Consider the following 15,199-nt stretch of genomic DNA (forward strand, 5'->3'; position numbering starts at 1 on the left):
CTCGCGAGACTTTCGTGAACGTACTTGGGGTCTGGGATGGCCACGATTCCGGTGCCGCCCTGCTCGTGGACGGCCTGCTGCGGTGTGCGCTGAACGAGGAACGGTTCACGCGCCGCAAGCTGGAAATCCGGTTCCCGTCCCGTTCGATCGCGGCGTGCCTGTCCTCGGCCGGCCTCGAGCCCGGGCACGTGGACGTCGTTGCGGTGTCGACCTCGGACCCAGCCAAGACTCTCGGGCGCTGGTGGCCGGCGAGCAAGGAACGGCACTACGCCGTGCGTCGTCGCGCGGTGCGGCCGGGGGCGCTGGCGTCACTGACCAGGGCGGCCAAGTACCGCATCACGGAATGGTCCCCCGGGCGCATCTCGACCGCCTTGAGCCGTATGGCGCTGCGCCGCGAACTCGCCAATCACGGGCTGGCGCACGCCAGGCTGCAGATCGTGGATCATCACGAGGCGCACGCCGCCGCCGCTGCGTGGGCCTCCGGGTTCGATGCCTGCACGGTGATCACGATCGACGGTCTCGGCGATGGCCTGTCGGCGACCATCTCCGCATTCCGTGACGGCGCCCTGGAGCGCGTGGCCGCATCACCGGCGCGCAGTTCGCTCGGCGTCTTCTTCGAACATGTGACCAGCCTGCTGAACATGCGGGAACTGGAAGACGAAGGCAAGGTGATGGCGCTTGCCGACTACGCCGCGCCGATCCCCGATGCGGCAAATCCGCTGCTCGCGCTGGTCGATGTCCGGGACGGCGTGATCGTCACGACGCGCCCTGGCCACGCGTTGAAGGGCACGCTGGCCGCCATCCAGTGGCAGTACGCCAACGAGCAGTTCGCGTACATGGCGCAGCGGGTGGTCGAACGTGTCTCGTGCGCGCTCGCGCGCGATGCCGTCCGGCTCACGGGGTTACCGCGTGTTGCCCTCAGCGGCGGCGTGGTCTCCAACGTGAAGGCGACCAGGCACGTGCGGCTGATGCGCGACATCGAGGATGTCTACGTGTTCCCCCACATGGGAGATGGCGGGCTGCCGGTAGGGGCCGCCACTGTGGCGGCCGTCGGTCTCGGCTCGCCGGTGAAACTCGATCTCGCCGATCTCGGCCTCGGCCCCGCATACGACGACGAGGCCATCCTGACGGCGATACGCGATGCGGGTTTCGAGCCGACGCGGGTCGCGGATCCTGCCGGGCGCGTGGCCGACCTGCTCGAGTCCGGCCGCATCGTGCTGTGGTTCCAGGGCGGCATGGAATACGGACCGCGAGCCCTTGGGCATCGGAGCGTGCTCGCGCGACCGGATCTCGTCGGCGTGCGTGACCGGTTGAACCTCGTCCTCAAGCGTCGCGTGTGGTACCAGCCGTTCTGTCCCAGCATGCTGGAGAGCGAGGGCCCCCGCCTGCTCGCCGATTGGACGGGCAGCCGCAATCGCGCCATGACCATGGCGTACGAAGTGCTGCCAGAGCATCGCGATCGTCTCGCCGGTGTGATCAGCGTCGACGGCACCTGCCGGCCACAGTTCGTCGCTGACGGCGAGCGCAGCGCGTTTGCCGCGGTACTGCACCAGGCCCGCCGGCGCTGGGGAGCCGGGGTCGTGCTGAACACGAGCATGAACATCCACGGCGAACCGCTCGTGTGCTCACCGGCCGAGGCCCTCGACGTGTTCCGGCGATCAGGCGCGGACGCGCTGGCGATCGGCGGGTACTGCCTCGAGCCTGCGGGTCGCGTGGCCGGGCTCGCGGTTGCCCAGGGGACGACGCACTCGTGACCGTCGGTGGGGCGATGGGCACGACGAGCGTGCGGGCCTGGGTGGCATTGGCCACGGCATGGGCGATCGCGGTGACCACCGTGGCGATCTGGGTATCGAGGACGCCGCTGCCACTCCTGCGTGAGCAGTTGAAGAGCGCCCAGTTCTATTCGCTGGAGCTGTGTGTCGCGGTGGCCCTGGCCGGCGGTGTCGTGCTGGCACGCGACCTGTGGCGGTCGCTGGAGCGGCGCGACATCGTGGCGATGACGGGTCTGGCGACGCTGGCGCTGATGCTCACCCTCTTCGCGGCGCCACGCACCCACCGCATCTTCTACGACGAACAGATCTACCAGGGCATCGGCCAGAACCTGTCCGACCTCAGGCGGGCGCAGATGTGCAACGACGGCATCGTCGAGTACGGGCGCCTGAGATGCTTCGCGACCGAGTACAACAAGCAGCCCTACGCGTACCCACACGTCCTCAGCCTCGTCTACCGGGTGGTCGGCGTACGCCCCGGCGCGGCGTTCGCCGTCAACGCCGTCGCGATGGCTGCCACCGCGTGCGGCGTGTACCTGCTTGCATGGCTCCTCTTCGGCGATCCTGTCGTGGCGGGCTTCGCGGGCCTCCTGGTGACGCTGACGCCGCAGCAGTTGCTGTGGTCGGCGACGGCCGCCGTCGAGCCCACCGCCTCGCTCGCCTGCGTATTGGCACTCGTCGCGATGTTGCAGGCCTGGCGTTCCGGAAGTGTTGCGGCGTTGGCCGGGGCCGTGGCGATGACGGCGTATGCGGTCCAGTTCCGCCCGGAGTCACTGCTGATACTGCCGGCCCTCGGCGTGCTCGGGTGGCGTCATCGCGCCGCAATTGGCGCCTGGCGACTGGGCTGGATGAGCCTGCTGGGATTCGTGCTGCTCGCCGTACACGTGACGCACCTGTTCGCGGTGCGCAACGAGGGCTGGGGCACCAGCGGTTCGCGCCTTTCGCTGCAGTACCTCTGGCCCAACCTGCGCGTGAACGGCCCGTTCTACTTCGCAGATGAGCGATTTCCGTTCATCTACACGGGTCTGGCGGTGATCGGGCTGGCGTGGCGCGGCTGGTTGGTCGAGCGCGCCGCGCTGGTCGCGTACTTGTTGGCGTTCTTCGGCATCGACCTGCTGTTCTACGCCGGCAGTTACAACTACGGCGCGGACGTACGTTACTCGCTGCTGACCTATCCACCGATAGCGGTGCTCGGTGGCCTCGGCGCCGCCCGGCTCGCCATATGGCTGGCGAGGCTGGTGCCACCGGGGTGGGAACGGCCGGCCGTCACGGTCGGGCTGCTGTTCCAGTTCCTCTCGTACGCCCCGTTGGTGCGGGCGACGACGGAAGAAGCCTGGGCGGCGAGGGCCGATGTGCGCTTCGCGCGCGCCGTCGCGGCCGAACTGCCGCCGGCATCGTATGTGCTCACGCACAACCCGGCGATGTTCCACATCTGGGGGATCAACGCCGGGCAGATGTCACTGGCCACGGTCAACCCGCTCCAGATCGACTACCTGGGGATGCGCTACCCCGGCGGGGTCTTCGTGCACTGGAACTATTGGTGCAACGCCGCCGATCCGACACAACAGAAGTACTGTCACACGGCCCTCGGCACCGTCCCGTACACGGTGACGCGCGAATACCGTGAACGGGACTATCGCTTCGCCTTCTACCGGCTCTTACTGCCGAGACGACCGCGGCCATGAAGCGCGCTGGCCGCCCGGCACGCGCGTAAGAACGCGGCGACGCGACCTGGCGTGCAGGCGGGAAGGCAAGGCATGACGCAGCAAAGGTATGGTTTCGCTTGGAAAGCGTTGACTTGTCGTGGGAACAATGCGATACACCTCGTGCCACCCATGTGTACGCAACCGGCTTCTGGTCACCCGCGGCAGGGTACGCGGTCTGTTTCGTGACGGTAGTGTCGTCCGACATGCGGGGAGATATGCGATGCGTGTGACGCGTCCGGCGTTCGGGGCTGCCGTCCTGGTAATTGCCTGCTGTGGTCCAGTGTCGGCGCAGACCACGCCGACAACTCCAACCACGCCGACGGCCACGCCCACCACGCCCACGGCCGAAGGGCTGACACTGGCCCAGACACTCAACACGCTGGCCCGCACCGCCGGGTCGGCGTCGGTTGCCAGCGCGCTTGCCCTCGCGACGTCGCTCGAGGTGGGCACGACGCCGCTGATTACCGCCTCCCCCTCGTTCACGTACAAGGTCGACCCGGCCACCGGCCTGCGGGTGCGGCAAGCCACCAGTTTCGGTCCCTCCTTCTCGGAGCGGGCGCTGACCTCGGGCGAAGGCAAGGTCGCGGTGTATGTCTCGGTGACGGCCGCGTCCTACGAGCAACTCGGCGACTTCTCGCTGGAGCGGATGCAGCTGACCAACGCAACCGGGCCGACGGCGGCGTCGACGCGCAAAGGCTTCTCGAGCCTGGTGCTGCAGGCCGAGACGCTGCTCATGTCCAGTTCGGTCGGCGTCACCGACAAGCTCGATCTCTCGGTGGGGGTGCCGCTCGTGCGGATGTCGGTGGACGGCATCTCGTGGATGGAGGACGGCAACGAGAACGTCGTCGCGCTCGCAAAAGGGGCCGGGACGTCCACCGGACTCGGCGACATGGCCGTCTCTGGCAAATACCGGCTCACCACCTTCGGGGAAGGGCCGCCTGACCCGGGCGGCATCGCGCTTGTTGCCACCGTCCGGCTCCCGACCGGCGACAAGGACAATTTCCGCGGCCTGGGCGTCACGCGCACGATGGTGTCGGCGGTCGTTTCGACGGGCAAGGCCCGCTTCCGGCCCCATGGCAACGTCGGCTTCGATTTCTGGAGCGATGGCATCGATGCCATCACCGATGACGCCGGAAAATCGACCGTCACGGCACGGCACCAGTTCCAGTACGCGGCGGGTTTCGAATTCGCGGCGGCGCCGAAGCTGACGCTGCTGGTGGACCTGCTCGGGCGGCACATCCTCGGCGCCGGACACATCGGCATCAAGACCGAGACTCCCACGCCGACGAGCCCGCTGGGCCGTATCGGCGCGACATCGGTCGATTCGTTCGTCGCGCTCGATGAAGGCATCAACAAGCTGACGCTCGCGCCGGGCGTGAGGTTGAACCTGAAAGGTAGCTTCGTCCTGTCGCTGAACGCCCTCGCCACATTGCGAGACAACGGCCTGCACGACAAGTTCATTCCCGTCGTCGGCCTGGATTGGACATTTTGAGGCGATCGTCCATGCGCACACTGCTTCCGCTGATCGCGTCTGGCGCCCTGCTGTCTGCAGTGCTCGTGGGCTGCGAGTCGAAGAATCCGGTCGGGCCGGGTGAGGTGACGGTCGTCAGCGCCACCACGACGACCACCACCGTCGTGCCGGCGCGGCGGTACGTCGCGTTCACCCCGGCGCCAACCGTGCCGAGCGACATGACCCTGTTCTTCGAACTGGTGAGTGCGGGCACGACCCCGGGATCCGAGCGGTATACGGTCTTCGGCCTGTTCAAGACAGGCGACGGCTCGGCCGGCGAGGCCAATGGGCAACTGACCGGCTCACCCGACAACGGTCAGTTTGCCGGCAGGCTGACCCTCACCGTATCCGGCTGCACGGCCGAACGTGAGTTCTCGGGGCCGTTGAACAGCCAGTTGCTCCGATGGACTGGCGGCACGACGCTGCGTGACTGCCCGGGCAGCCCGTTGAACTTCCCCGAACTGCTGTTGCTCAAGAGCGATCTGCCGCCGCCGACCACGACGGCGGTGCCGACACCCCCGGAGCCTCCGGCTGCGACGACGACGATTGCCGCCGACCTCCGCACGCCCGACTTCGTCGTGTCGCCCTCGGGCGCGGGGTTGTTGGCCGCGACGGTGTTCTCGTTCCAGTACATGGAGCCGCCCACGGGCGGCACGCCACCGTTCACGTTTTCATGGAACTTCGGCGACGGTATTGCCGGAGGGACCGGAACCGCGACCACCCACGTGTTCAACAACACCGGCAGGTTCGTGGTCACGGCGACGATTACCGATAGCAAGGGCGTGATGGCCCAGGACAAGGTCGAGGTGCAGGTTGGCGCGGTGACCGGCGCGTGGAACGTGGCCGTTCAGACGTCCGACAACCGGCTGGGATTGTCGAGCGGCGCCTTCAGGTTCCCGACGGTACTGAGCCAGACACAGTCGCAGGTGGTCGCGACGGTCACCGACCCCACGCTGGTGCTGTCGCGTCAGGGGCTCGGCAACGCGTCCAACCCACGGCTGCTCTCGGTCGTCGGGCTGGAACTCGGGCTCGTCGGCAGCCCGACGCGCGTCAACTTGTCGTTTGTCGGCGACCTCGACTCGACGTTGCGCACATGGACCGGGACGGCCACAGGCTTTGCCGATTGCCCGTGCCCCTTCACCGCGACGCGGTGAGAACCTGGGGAACGTCGCGGCCGGTGACCGGCGCGACGTTCCCCCGTTGCGCCTGCAACACCTCTGCGATCGGGTTGTCGAAGTCGAACCCGAACAACCGCGGGTTCTCCCCGATCACCGCCGCCGAGACGATGCTGAAGACGTACTTGTAGGTCTCGTCGGGCACCTTCTCCCGGTGGTCCCGCAGCAGCAACCAGAAGTTGCGGTCGCGCGGGTTGTCCGGGAGCGACTTGATCAAGTTCACGACGCGGCGCTCACCCCAGTTGTACGAGGCCATCACCAGGAGCCCGGACGCCTGGGCATCGGTCGAGTAGATCGTCTTGATGTACTTCGCTGCGGCGACGGTCGCCTTGTCCCATTTCATCCGCTCGTCACCGGCGTCGTACGTCCGCGCAGCCTTGAGCGGCCCGATCTTCAACCCATAGTCACTGCCCGTGCCGGGAATGAACTGCCACATTCCCTTGGCGAGCCCGAAACGGGTGGGCGGGCCCACCGCGAACGGGTTGAAGTCGCTTTCTTGCATGGCGAGGTACAGGAACTGCGGCGGCAGGTTCTGGCGTGAGAACTCCTCGACAATGCGCCGTACGTAGCCGCGTTCCTTGGCGATGCCGATGTCCCGGGAGAAACGCTTCGTGCTCCGCCAGCCCTGGATGTAGCCCTGCACCTCGCGGATGTACTCGTGCGGCACGATCAACTCGGACTCGCCGAAGATTCGCATCACCTTCAGGATCAACTTCTCCTCGTCGGTGAGCTTGCGCCCGTAGACCCCGGTCGTCTCCAGGAACTTCTCGTAGTTGGCCTGCGCCACACGGCGCTTTTCTGATCGTTCGCGGGCTTCAGCCGAGTCGATGCGCTTGCCCGACGCCTCGAGCGCCAGATCGGTTCGCGCGGCCCGGAGATCGATTTCCCGGAGCGTATAGAAGAGTTCCGCTGCCTGTGCCTCGAGAGCCCGATTTCTCAATTTGAAGTGGATGGCGAAAGCACTTGCGGCCAGCGCCACGATGGCCAGCCCGGCCAGCACGTAGCGGTAACGCCGCTGTTGACGCTTCTGCACCTGCTTGAAGGCCTTGCGGATCATCATCGTGCGAGGGCCCGCAGGCTCGTCGTCGTCGCCGCCTTCACCGAAATACCGCTGCTCGAGGCTCGCAATCATGCGGGTCTCGCCCTCGACGGGCTCCGGAACGTGCTGCTCGACGCGTTTGACCGGCGCTGCGGGCTCCTCGAGGCGAACGACCAATGCCGGCCCGTCCTCGCCGCCGAGGCGCAGGGTCATGCCGTCTGCGATGACGCCATTGCCCGCGCGCGTGCCGTTGACGAACACGCCGTTGGCGCTCTGCAGGTCCGTGAAAGTCCAGCGGCCGTTGGTGATCGAGATCAGCAGGTGCTTGCGGCTGACGTGATAGTCGTCGACCTGGAGGTCACACTCGGCACTGCGGCCGACGTGGAACGGATGCGCGAACCGCACGGTCCTGCCACCGTCGACGCGGACGTTCAATGCTGGTGTGGATCGCTCACCGTACATGGGGCACCGGGGCTCGTGGCTCGCTCATGGAATGACGTCGACCGATGTGGGGCATCTTACCGCGCCATCGGTCGAGCTACGACACCACCTGGCGCCGGACCCGCAACGTTGGCCCCCGACAGCCTGGATTCGAGGAAGTGCGGCTACTGATCCGGAACGATTCCGATGCGACGGGAGAACGGTCCTGGACGTCTCGCGTTGGCAAAGCGTCCTCCGCCGCGTGGCGGACGAGAGCAGACCGAGGGCGGGGAGCGACGAGACCTACCTGTCCGGAAGGAGGTGCATGCGCATGAATTGCAGAAACAATGGCCAGTCAGACGCTATGGTCCCGTGCCCACCCTCGTGCATGACGTAACCAATCGTCTGGAAGATCGGGATCCCGGCGGCCGGCATCTCGTTCGTCCCGAGGGCGCCCTTGCCGAGCAGCGTGTAGACCGGCCCGGCAGCGACGGCTGCCAGGAACTCGCCCCTGGGGTCGGACCAGAAGTCCTTGTCGCCCGTCTGCAGCAAGAGCGGGCGCGGCGCGATCGAGGCGACAAGCATGTGCGCATCGACCGGGAGCGTGTCGATGCGATCGCCGTAGTGCGCATAGTTGGCGGCGAACTGGTAGCCGTAGCGCGCGGTCATGTGCTTGACCGTTTCGCCGTACGTCCTGCGGCTCAGCGCAGCGCCGCTCTCGCCTGAACAGCTCGCGATGACCATGGCGAAGCGTGTGTCCCTGGCGCCCGCCCACAGGACCGTCTTGCCGAGGCGCGAGACGCCCACGATGGCGACGCGATGGGCGTCGACGGCGGTGTCGGTCTCGAGATAATCCATCGCGCGGCTCAGGCCCCACGCCCATGCCGCGATCGTGCCCCACTCGTCCGCCGCGGGCTGCGTCTGGCCAGGCTTCAGGAAATGCTTACGGATGCCCAGGGGCAGGCCCGCCGCGAAATCGGGCTCGATGTCGCCGTAGTACATCGTCGCCACGCCGATGCCCTGCGCGAGGAACGGCGCGATGTCAAGCCGTCCCTGCGGACGCGGTGTCGCCGGCACGCGGACATTCTTCTCGCGATCCCAGACCGTGCCTGGCCTGATGCCAGGGTCGTCGACGACGGCCGAGTTCGCGCTGAAGCTGATGTTGAGCAACAGGGGCACGGGGCCGCGGGCGTTCGCGGGAAGGTAGATCAGCAGGTCGGCAGTCGGTGCGCCCGGGGCCGACGAAAAGACGATCGTCACCTGCCGGCGGAGGGCGATGCCGTTCAGCGCCGGCGTGCCCTTGTCGAAGATCTCGAAGCGAAGGTCGGCGGGCCGGCCCGGGCTGCGGCCGAACTGCTGGTGCTCGAGGAGTCGCACGATCTCGGGGCGTCGGCTGGTCGTCCACGTTGTCGCGTCCCGCACGGCCGTGCCGTCTGCGAGCACGAACAGGTCGGGCAGCGTGTACGTGCCGGTCAGCGCCTCGTCGTAGTTGACGGGAATGCCGGCGACGACGGTCGGAGGCGCAGGCGTCTGGCCGGGGAGGACGGTCGCGGCCGACGCCAGCAACAGCGCGGACCACGCCAGGGTCGACGCGGCCCGCGCACGACGATGGCATGGAGGCACGGCTAGGTCGTCGTCGGCAGGGCCTTGCGTGCTTCCCGATCGAAGTCGTTGCGCACCGTGCACACGTCGTCCAGGACGAGCGTCTCGCCCTTGCCGGAGGTGTACTTCGGCCAGGACGTGAGGCCGGCGCCGTTCGGATCACCCGACTTCATGAACTGGACCAGCGACGCCGACATCTTCTCGGCGAGGCGCCGCGGCCGTGCGCCGCCGCCGGTGTGCGTGAGCATCACGTCGGTGTTGTTCAACCAGAAGCAGATGTCGACGCAGTGGAAGGCGCCGATTCGCCCGTCGAAGAGCGGCGGTTGCCACGCGAACCAGCTCACGAACACCGGTGCCGTCTGCTTCGACTTGGCATCGGCGAGCGCCACGACGTTCTGCCGGTTACTGCTGACGGGCGACCAGATTTCGACCGGCTTCTTGTCGGGAAAGGCCTTCGCGTAAGCGTCCACGACCGCCATCGCGCGATCGCCGAGGCCCGGACCGAATCCGGCGCGCTCCTTCAGCCGCTCGGCGACCTCTGGCAGCGTCACCCCGAGCAGCGTTGCGTCGGTCCACGCCGGCGACTGCTCGTTGGCGGTGGAGCAGATGATCATCGGGATGGTCGCGGCCGTCGCGGCTGGGTCCGGCGCGTACGGATGTTGCGGCAGGATCGTGCCGTCCACCGACGGACTGAAGCCGGCCCGCAGTCCAGGGATCGCCGCACCCGACGCCGCCATCTCCGACGCCAGCTTGCGTTGCGCCCGCGTCGCGACCTCGAGGTACGCCTTCCACGGCAGCTCCTGCAGTTTGCCCATGTCGCTGGCGCTCAACCCGGCTTCGGCCAGCACGGAGGCCCCGAGCTTCTCGGCATAACCCTTGTCGCCGGCGCGCAGCGACGCGCCACTCAGCACGACCGCCTTGTGGAACAGGCCACGTGCCGACGGCATTGCGGTGAGCGTGCACACCTTCGCGCCGCCGCCCGACTGGCCCATGATCGTCACGTTGCCGGGATCGCCGCCGAAGCTGGCGATGTTGTCGCGCACCCACTCGAGTGCGGCGACGATGTCGAGCATGCCGACGTTGCCCGACGCCGCGTACTTCTCGCCACCGACGCCGGCGAGATTGCAGTAGCCGAGCGGGCCGAGCCGGTGGTTGATCGAGCAGAAGACGACGTCACCGGAGCGCGCGAGGTTCTCGCCGTTGTAGCCGTCGTGCTCGATGCCGTTGCCATTGGTGTAACCGCCGCCGTGGATCCAGAACATCACCGGGCGCTTACGGCCGTCCTTCAGCGCCGGCGTGAACACGTTGATCCGCAGGCAGTCCTCGCTGACGTCGTCGTAGTTCCAGTGGTCGCGGAACGACCCGAACTTGCTGGCGTAGCGGTTTTCCATGTTCTGCGGCGCGGTGTTGCCCCACCACAGCGCTTGATACACATCGGTCCAGGGCGCCGCTGGACGCGGTGGCATGAACCGGTTGGCGCCGGAGGTGTCGGCGCCATACGGCATGCCGAGGAAGTGATGGATGCCGCGCAACACGTAGCCGCGGACCTTGCCGGTGGTCGTCTCGGTGACGGCGATGTCGTCGCCGATCAGGAGCACGGGCCCGTCCTGATCCGACTGCCTGCTCCGCGGAGCCTGGGCCGAACCAGCCGATGCGGTTGTCGCGCCGGCCGTGAGTGCGGCAGCACCAGTGCCTACGCGTTCGATGAACTGTCGACGATTGGTTCGCATCGTGTCTCCTGGCTCGACTGGGGTGAGTGCGCGCCCATTGATCACAGCCTGCCGGCACGTTGTCAAGCCATCCAGCCGGACGGTTCAGCCTGGAGTGGTCCTTCTCACCACGGTCAGATTCCGCTGATGCCATTCGTTTGCCAGAAGATGCCGGCGTCCGAGTACGTAGCCGTCGAGCTTGCTCGACGGGAAGCGCTGCCTGCGGGACAAGTCCCGCCGCCACGTATGACCATGATCACGACCATGACCACAGGCCACGCATCCATTCACGGCATTCGGATGTACTACGAGGTACACGGCCGGCGCGACGGGGTGCCGCTCCTGTTGCTGCACGGCGGCGGCTCGACGATCGATTCGACGTTCGGCCGGGTGCTGCCGCTGCTCGCCGAGCATCGCCGTGTCATCGCCATCGAGGAACAGGGTCACGGCCGCACCTCCGATCGCGACCAACCGGTCACGTTCGACGCGTCGGCAGACGATGCGGCGGCGCTGCTGCGACACCTCGACGTTGTCGAGGCCGATGTCTTCGGCTTCAGCAACGGTGGCAGCGTCGCGCTTCAGGTCGCCATTCGTCACCTGGAGGTCGTACGCCGGCTCGTCTTCGCGTCCTCGCTCACTCGACGAGACGGCGCTCCACCGCAGTTCTGGCAGTTCATGCGGCAGGCAACGTTCGAGGACATGCCGCAGGCGCTCAAGGACGCGTTCCTGCGCGTCAACCCGGATCCGCAGCAGCTCAGGACCATGCACGACAAGGACGCGGCGCGGATGCGGAGTTTTGCCGACGTGCCCGACGAGGCGGTGCGGGCCGTACGTGTGCCGACGCTCGTCGTGATGGGCGATCGCGACGTCGCGACACCGGAACACGCGGTGAGCCTGTTCCGGCTGCTGCCGCAGGCACGGCTGCTGATCCTGCCGAGTGGGCACGGTCACTACCTCGGCGAGACATCGGCCGGCGAGGTCGACGGGACGTACGCCGAGCTGACCGTGCGCCTGATCGAGCGCTTTCTCGACGCCGACGGGGATGGCTGAACCTCGCGGGCATCCGTCCGTGCGCCCGCGAGCGTAACGCTGAATGCGGAAATGCGGAAATGTGGAGGACACTCGCCAAGAGTAGGCGCCGGACTTGTCCGGCGCGCTGCCCGCGGGACGACTTGTCCGCCGTAGCTTGGGCGAAGGCGGAAGTCCCGCGGGGCCGCAGGAGACTGCCGGACAAAGTCCGGCAGCTACGTGTGGACTGTGCGCGCTACCGGCTCACTCGCACGATGTCGTCGTCTCGCTGCGGCGGGGTACTCCCGTCGAACCGGAACCGTGCGTTGATCGCATAGATCGATTCTCCGAAGAACGCGGCCGTCGACGGGACGTCGAAGTTCGGAGACGTGACGTACCGCTCGATGGTGCCCGTCAGCCGATCGTCCGAGAGCTCGATCACGGCGATGCGGTTCGGGAAATTCTCGACCGAGTAGAGCGTCGAGCCGTGCAGCAGCAGTCCGTCCGTGAATGGGCTGCTGAACGGCGCATCGAGCAGCGCGATCTTCACCGATTCGCCCGTCACCGGATTGACGCGGAACAACTCGCTCGTGACGGTGTTGCCGATGATCAGCCAGCGGCCGTCGTCGCTGGCGACGATGCCGTTCATGTTCGGCAGGCCGCAGGGGTAGCCGGGCGGCGCGGGCACGAACACGAAGGTGAAGTCGCCCGTCACCGGGATGGCTTCCACCGCCGACGGGGCAGGCAGGCGACCGCCAGGCCCCAGCGGCAGCTTGTACAGAGTGGCGCTGCACGAGTCGGTGAAATACGCCGCGTCGCGAGTGATCTCGACGTCATTGGCGAGAACAGGATTTGGCCCGGTAGTCGCGAACGGATACGACTCGAGGAGTGCGCCGGTCTCTGCGTCGTACACGCGGGCGCCGAACGTGCTCGCCGCGACGAATAGCGCATTGGTCCGTTTGTCGATCTCGAGCCCGACGGCCTGCGCGCCTGGAGCGGGTGATGCTGCGAGCTCCTCGACGGTACCGCTCCGATAGTCGCCCCGCAGCAGGCGGCCGGTGTTCAGGTCACCCGCATAGAAGCTGCTGCCGCGCCCCGTGGCGATGCCTTCCGGTGCGAAGCCCGCGGGCAGGGCGATGAGTGGTGGGAAAGCAGGACCGCTTGCGGCCAGTGGCAGCGTAGCGACCAACAGCAGCGACCCGAACAGCGCACGCGCAGCCGCGGACCATACTCCTGACTTCCGGAAGCCGGAGCCGTTGGACATCGCGCCCTCCTTCGTGACAGGCCTGACCTGCCAACACACAGGGGACTTCCGTGAAGCGGGAACAGCGTCATCGTGCCCCCCGTTGAACACGCTGTCAATGCTCGGGCTTTCAGGAGACCGCCGCGGCCGCGGCGTATTGGACGGAGCCTCCCGGCTGGACCGCGACGGCGATAGCCATGTTGCCTGGTTGTCGCAGACACCGTGAGGTCTTGTCCGGGCCTCGTCTGCACGTCCATGGCGGCGCCGCCTTTGCGATCAGTCAGCCTGGCGAGCAGCGCCGCCCACGTCCGGATTCCCCGGATTCCCCGGATTCTCCTCGGATTCGTCGCGGAGCGCCGCCGCGTGCGCCTCGCGCAGCTTGTACTTCTGGACCTTGCCCGATGCGGTCATCGGGAATTCCGACACGAACCTGACGTGGACCGGTACCTTGAAGCGCGCCAGGCGCTGGCGGCACCAGCGGATCAGCGCGTCTGCCTCGACGTCCACCTCGGGCTCGCCGGCCGCCGCGCCGGCGGGCACCGGTCTCGGCCGCACCGCGGCTGCCACCACCTCGCCGAAGAAGTCGTCCGCCATGCCGTAGACGTACGCGTCGGCCACGGCGGGATGCTCTCGAAGGCAGTCCTCGATTTCCCTGGGGGAGATGTTCTCGCCGCCGCGGATGAGGATGTCCTTGATGCGGCCCGTGATTCGGACGACCCCGGCGGCGTCGATGCTCGCCTCGTCGCCCGAACGGAGCCACCCGTCGGCATCGACGGCGGCACGCGTCGCGTCTGGGTCGTTGAAGTAGCCCTTCATCACGTTGTAGCCGCGCACGCACAGTTCTCCCGGTTCGCCCGTCGCGCGAACGGCGCCGCTGGCCGGATCCACGATCCGGACTTCCTGTTCGGGCAGGACGAGGCCGACGGTCTCTGAGCGATCGGCCACCGACGCGTCGCGTGGTGTCATCGTGATCGCGGGTGACGCCTCGGTCAGTCCGTAGACGATGGTGATCTCCGGCAGGTGCATCTCCTGCATCACGCGTCGCATCAACGGCTGGGGACAGAGGGAGCCGGCCATGATGCCGGTCCTGAGCGACGTGAGGTCGAAGCGTCCGAAGTCCAGGTGCTCCAGTTCCGCGAGGAACATCGTCGGCACGCCATAGAGTGCGGTGCACCGCTCACGCGCGATCGTGGCGAGCACCCGTGCCGGCTCGAACCACTCGAGCGGACAGATCGAGGCGCCATGCGTGTAGGAGCCGAGCACGCCGATGACGCAGCCGAAGCAATGGAACAACGGGACGCAGAGGCACAGGCGATCCTCCGGCGTGTAGCCGAGCATGCGGCCGAGCACCTCGCCGTTGTTGACGATGTTACGGCTGGACAGCATCACGCCCTTGGGGAACCCCGTCGTGCCCGACGTGTACTGCATGTTGATCACGTCATCGACGCCGACGGCCGCACCGCGCGCGTCAACGACGGCATCGTCCACGCGCAGCGCGTCAGCGCGGAGCGCCTCGAACGGCGTGTATGCCGGCGGCGTCACCTCACCCGGACGGCCGATGAAGATCCGGCGCTCGAGGTCCGGCATGCCGACGCGTGTCGCACCGATCTCTTCGAGCGCCCCGAGGTAGTCGAGCCCCCGGAAGCCGCTGATCGTGACAATGGTGGCCGCCTTGCTCTGCCGCAGAAGGTAGTCGATGTCCCTGGCGTTCAGCGAGGTGTTGGCGGTCACGAGGACAGCGCCGATCTTCGCCAGCGCGAACTGCAGCACGACCCACTCGGGCACGTTGGTGGCCCAGACGACGACGCGTTCACCAGGCTCGACGCCGTGGGCGAGGAGACCCCGAGCGACGAGGCGCGCCTCCGCCTCGAGCTCGGCGAAGGTGTATCGCGGCCCGTTGTCGTACAGGAGCGCCGGCCGCGCAGGGAGCGCGGCGGCCAGCAGCGACAGCAGATTCCCGACCGTCACGTCACGGAACGGGGGGCGTGGAAGGCCGTACGCGGTGCGCGTAGGCGTCG

10 protein-coding genes are annotated in these 15,199 nt (G+C 67.4%); 5 read left to right on the plus strand and 5 right to left on the minus strand.

Annotated features, from left to right (window positions below; translation table 11 throughout):
• The first annotated feature begins 14 nt into the window (after window positions 1-14).
• From LuPra_RS06530 to LuPra_RS06545, 4 genes are all read left to right on the plus strand, one after another.
• Window positions 15-1,754, plus strand: coding sequence for a carbamoyltransferase family protein (locus LuPra_RS06530; RefSeq protein ID WP_110170002.1), 1,740 nt, complete (start codon window positions 15-17; stop codon window positions 1,752-1,754).
• Window positions 1,751-3,454, plus strand: coding sequence for a glycosyltransferase family 39 protein (locus LuPra_RS06535; RefSeq protein WP_110170003.1), 1,704 nt, complete (start codon window positions 1,751-1,753; stop codon window positions 3,452-3,454). Before LuPra_RS06530 ends, LuPra_RS06535 begins: the two co-directional genes overlap by 4 nt.
• A gap of 241 nt (window positions 3,455-3,695) precedes the next feature.
• Entirely contained in the window at window positions 3,696-4,967 is a 1,272-nt protein-coding gene (locus tag LuPra_RS06540) for a transporter (protein ID WP_110170004.1), read from the plus strand.
• 11 nt (window positions 4,968-4,978) lie between these two features.
• Window positions 4,979-6,139, plus strand: coding sequence for a PKD domain-containing protein (locus LuPra_RS06545; RefSeq protein ID WP_110170005.1), 1,161 nt, complete (start codon window positions 4,979-4,981; stop codon window positions 6,137-6,139).
• Here the strand turns inward: LuPra_RS06545 and LuPra_RS06550 are convergent.
• The 3 genes from LuPra_RS06550 to LuPra_RS06560 all read right to left on the minus strand — a co-directional run bounded on the left by LuPra_RS06550 (window position 6,123) and on the right by LuPra_RS06560 (window position 10,951).
• Window positions 6,123-7,661 carry an FHA domain-containing protein gene (locus tag LuPra_RS06550; protein ID WP_110170006.1) on the minus strand — a complete coding sequence of 513 codons (1,539 nt, stop codon included), beginning with the start codon at window positions 7,659-7,661 and terminating at the stop codon, window positions 6,123-6,125. The genes LuPra_RS06545 and LuPra_RS06550 overlap by 17 nt on opposite strands.
• A 261-nt stretch (window positions 7,662-7,922) precedes the next feature.
• Window positions 7,923-9,242, minus strand: coding sequence for an alpha/beta hydrolase family protein (locus LuPra_RS06555; protein ID WP_110170007.1), 1,320 nt, complete (start codon window positions 9,240-9,242; stop codon window positions 7,923-7,925).
• 2 nt (window positions 9,243-9,244) lie between these two features.
• The gene (locus LuPra_RS06560; protein ID WP_110170008.1) at window positions 9,245-10,951 is read right to left on the minus strand and encodes a carboxylesterase/lipase family protein; all 1,707 of its coding nucleotides are present in this window, start codon (window positions 10,949-10,951) and stop codon (window positions 9,245-9,247) included.
• Between the two features lie 243 nt (window positions 10,952-11,194).
• On the opposite strand from LuPra_RS06560, the gene LuPra_RS06565 reads away from it, so the two are divergent.
• Window positions 11,195-11,980 carry an alpha/beta fold hydrolase gene (locus LuPra_RS06565; protein ID WP_234800759.1) on the plus strand — a complete coding sequence of 262 codons (786 nt, stop codon included), beginning with the start codon at window positions 11,195-11,197 and terminating at the stop codon, window positions 11,978-11,980.
• Between the two features lie 214 nt (window positions 11,981-12,194).
• Here LuPra_RS06565 and LuPra_RS06570 read toward each other — a convergent pair whose 3' ends face one another.
• A complete protein-coding gene (locus tag LuPra_RS06570) occupies window positions 12,195-13,202 on the minus strand; it encodes an SMP-30/gluconolactonase/LRE family protein (protein ID WP_110170010.1) in 1,008 nt (335 codons plus the stop codon).
• 255 nt (window positions 13,203-13,457) lie between these two features.
• Window positions 13,458-15,149 (minus strand): AMP-binding protein, encoded by a 1,692-nt coding sequence (locus LuPra_RS06575; protein WP_234800760.1) that lies wholly within the window; start codon window positions 15,147-15,149, stop codon window positions 13,458-13,460.
• Window positions 15,150-15,199 lie beyond the last annotated feature (50 nt).

Origin of the sequence: Luteitalea pratensis (assembly GCF_001618865.1) — a bacterium.
GTDB lineage: Bacteria > Acidobacteriota > Vicinamibacteria > Vicinamibacterales > Vicinamibacteraceae > Luteitalea > Luteitalea pratensis.

Excerpts from the sequence above, each read along its gene's own strand:
- LuPra_RS06545 (WP_110170005.1), top strand. The coding sequence starts at position 4,979 with ATGCGCACACTGCTTCCGCTGATCGCGTCTGGCGCCCTGCTGTCTGCA.
- LuPra_RS06565 (WP_234800759.1), top strand. The coding sequence starts at position 11,195 with ATGACCACAGGCCACGCATCCATTCACGGCATTCGGATGTACTACGAG.
- LuPra_RS06560 (WP_110170008.1), bottom strand. The coding sequence starts at position 10,951 with ATGCGAACCAATCGTCGACAGTTCATCGAACGCGTAGGCACTGGTGCT.
- LuPra_RS06550 (WP_110170006.1), bottom strand. The coding sequence starts at position 7,661 with ATGTACGGTGAGCGATCCACACCAGCATTGAACGTCCGCGTCGACGGT.
- LuPra_RS06540 (WP_110170004.1), top strand. The coding sequence starts at position 3,696 with ATGCGTGTGACGCGTCCGGCGTTCGGGGCTGCCGTCCTGGTAATTGCC.
- LuPra_RS06570 (WP_110170010.1), bottom strand. The coding sequence starts at position 13,202 with ATGTCCAACGGCTCCGGCTTCCGGAAGTCAGGAGTATGGTCCGCGGCT.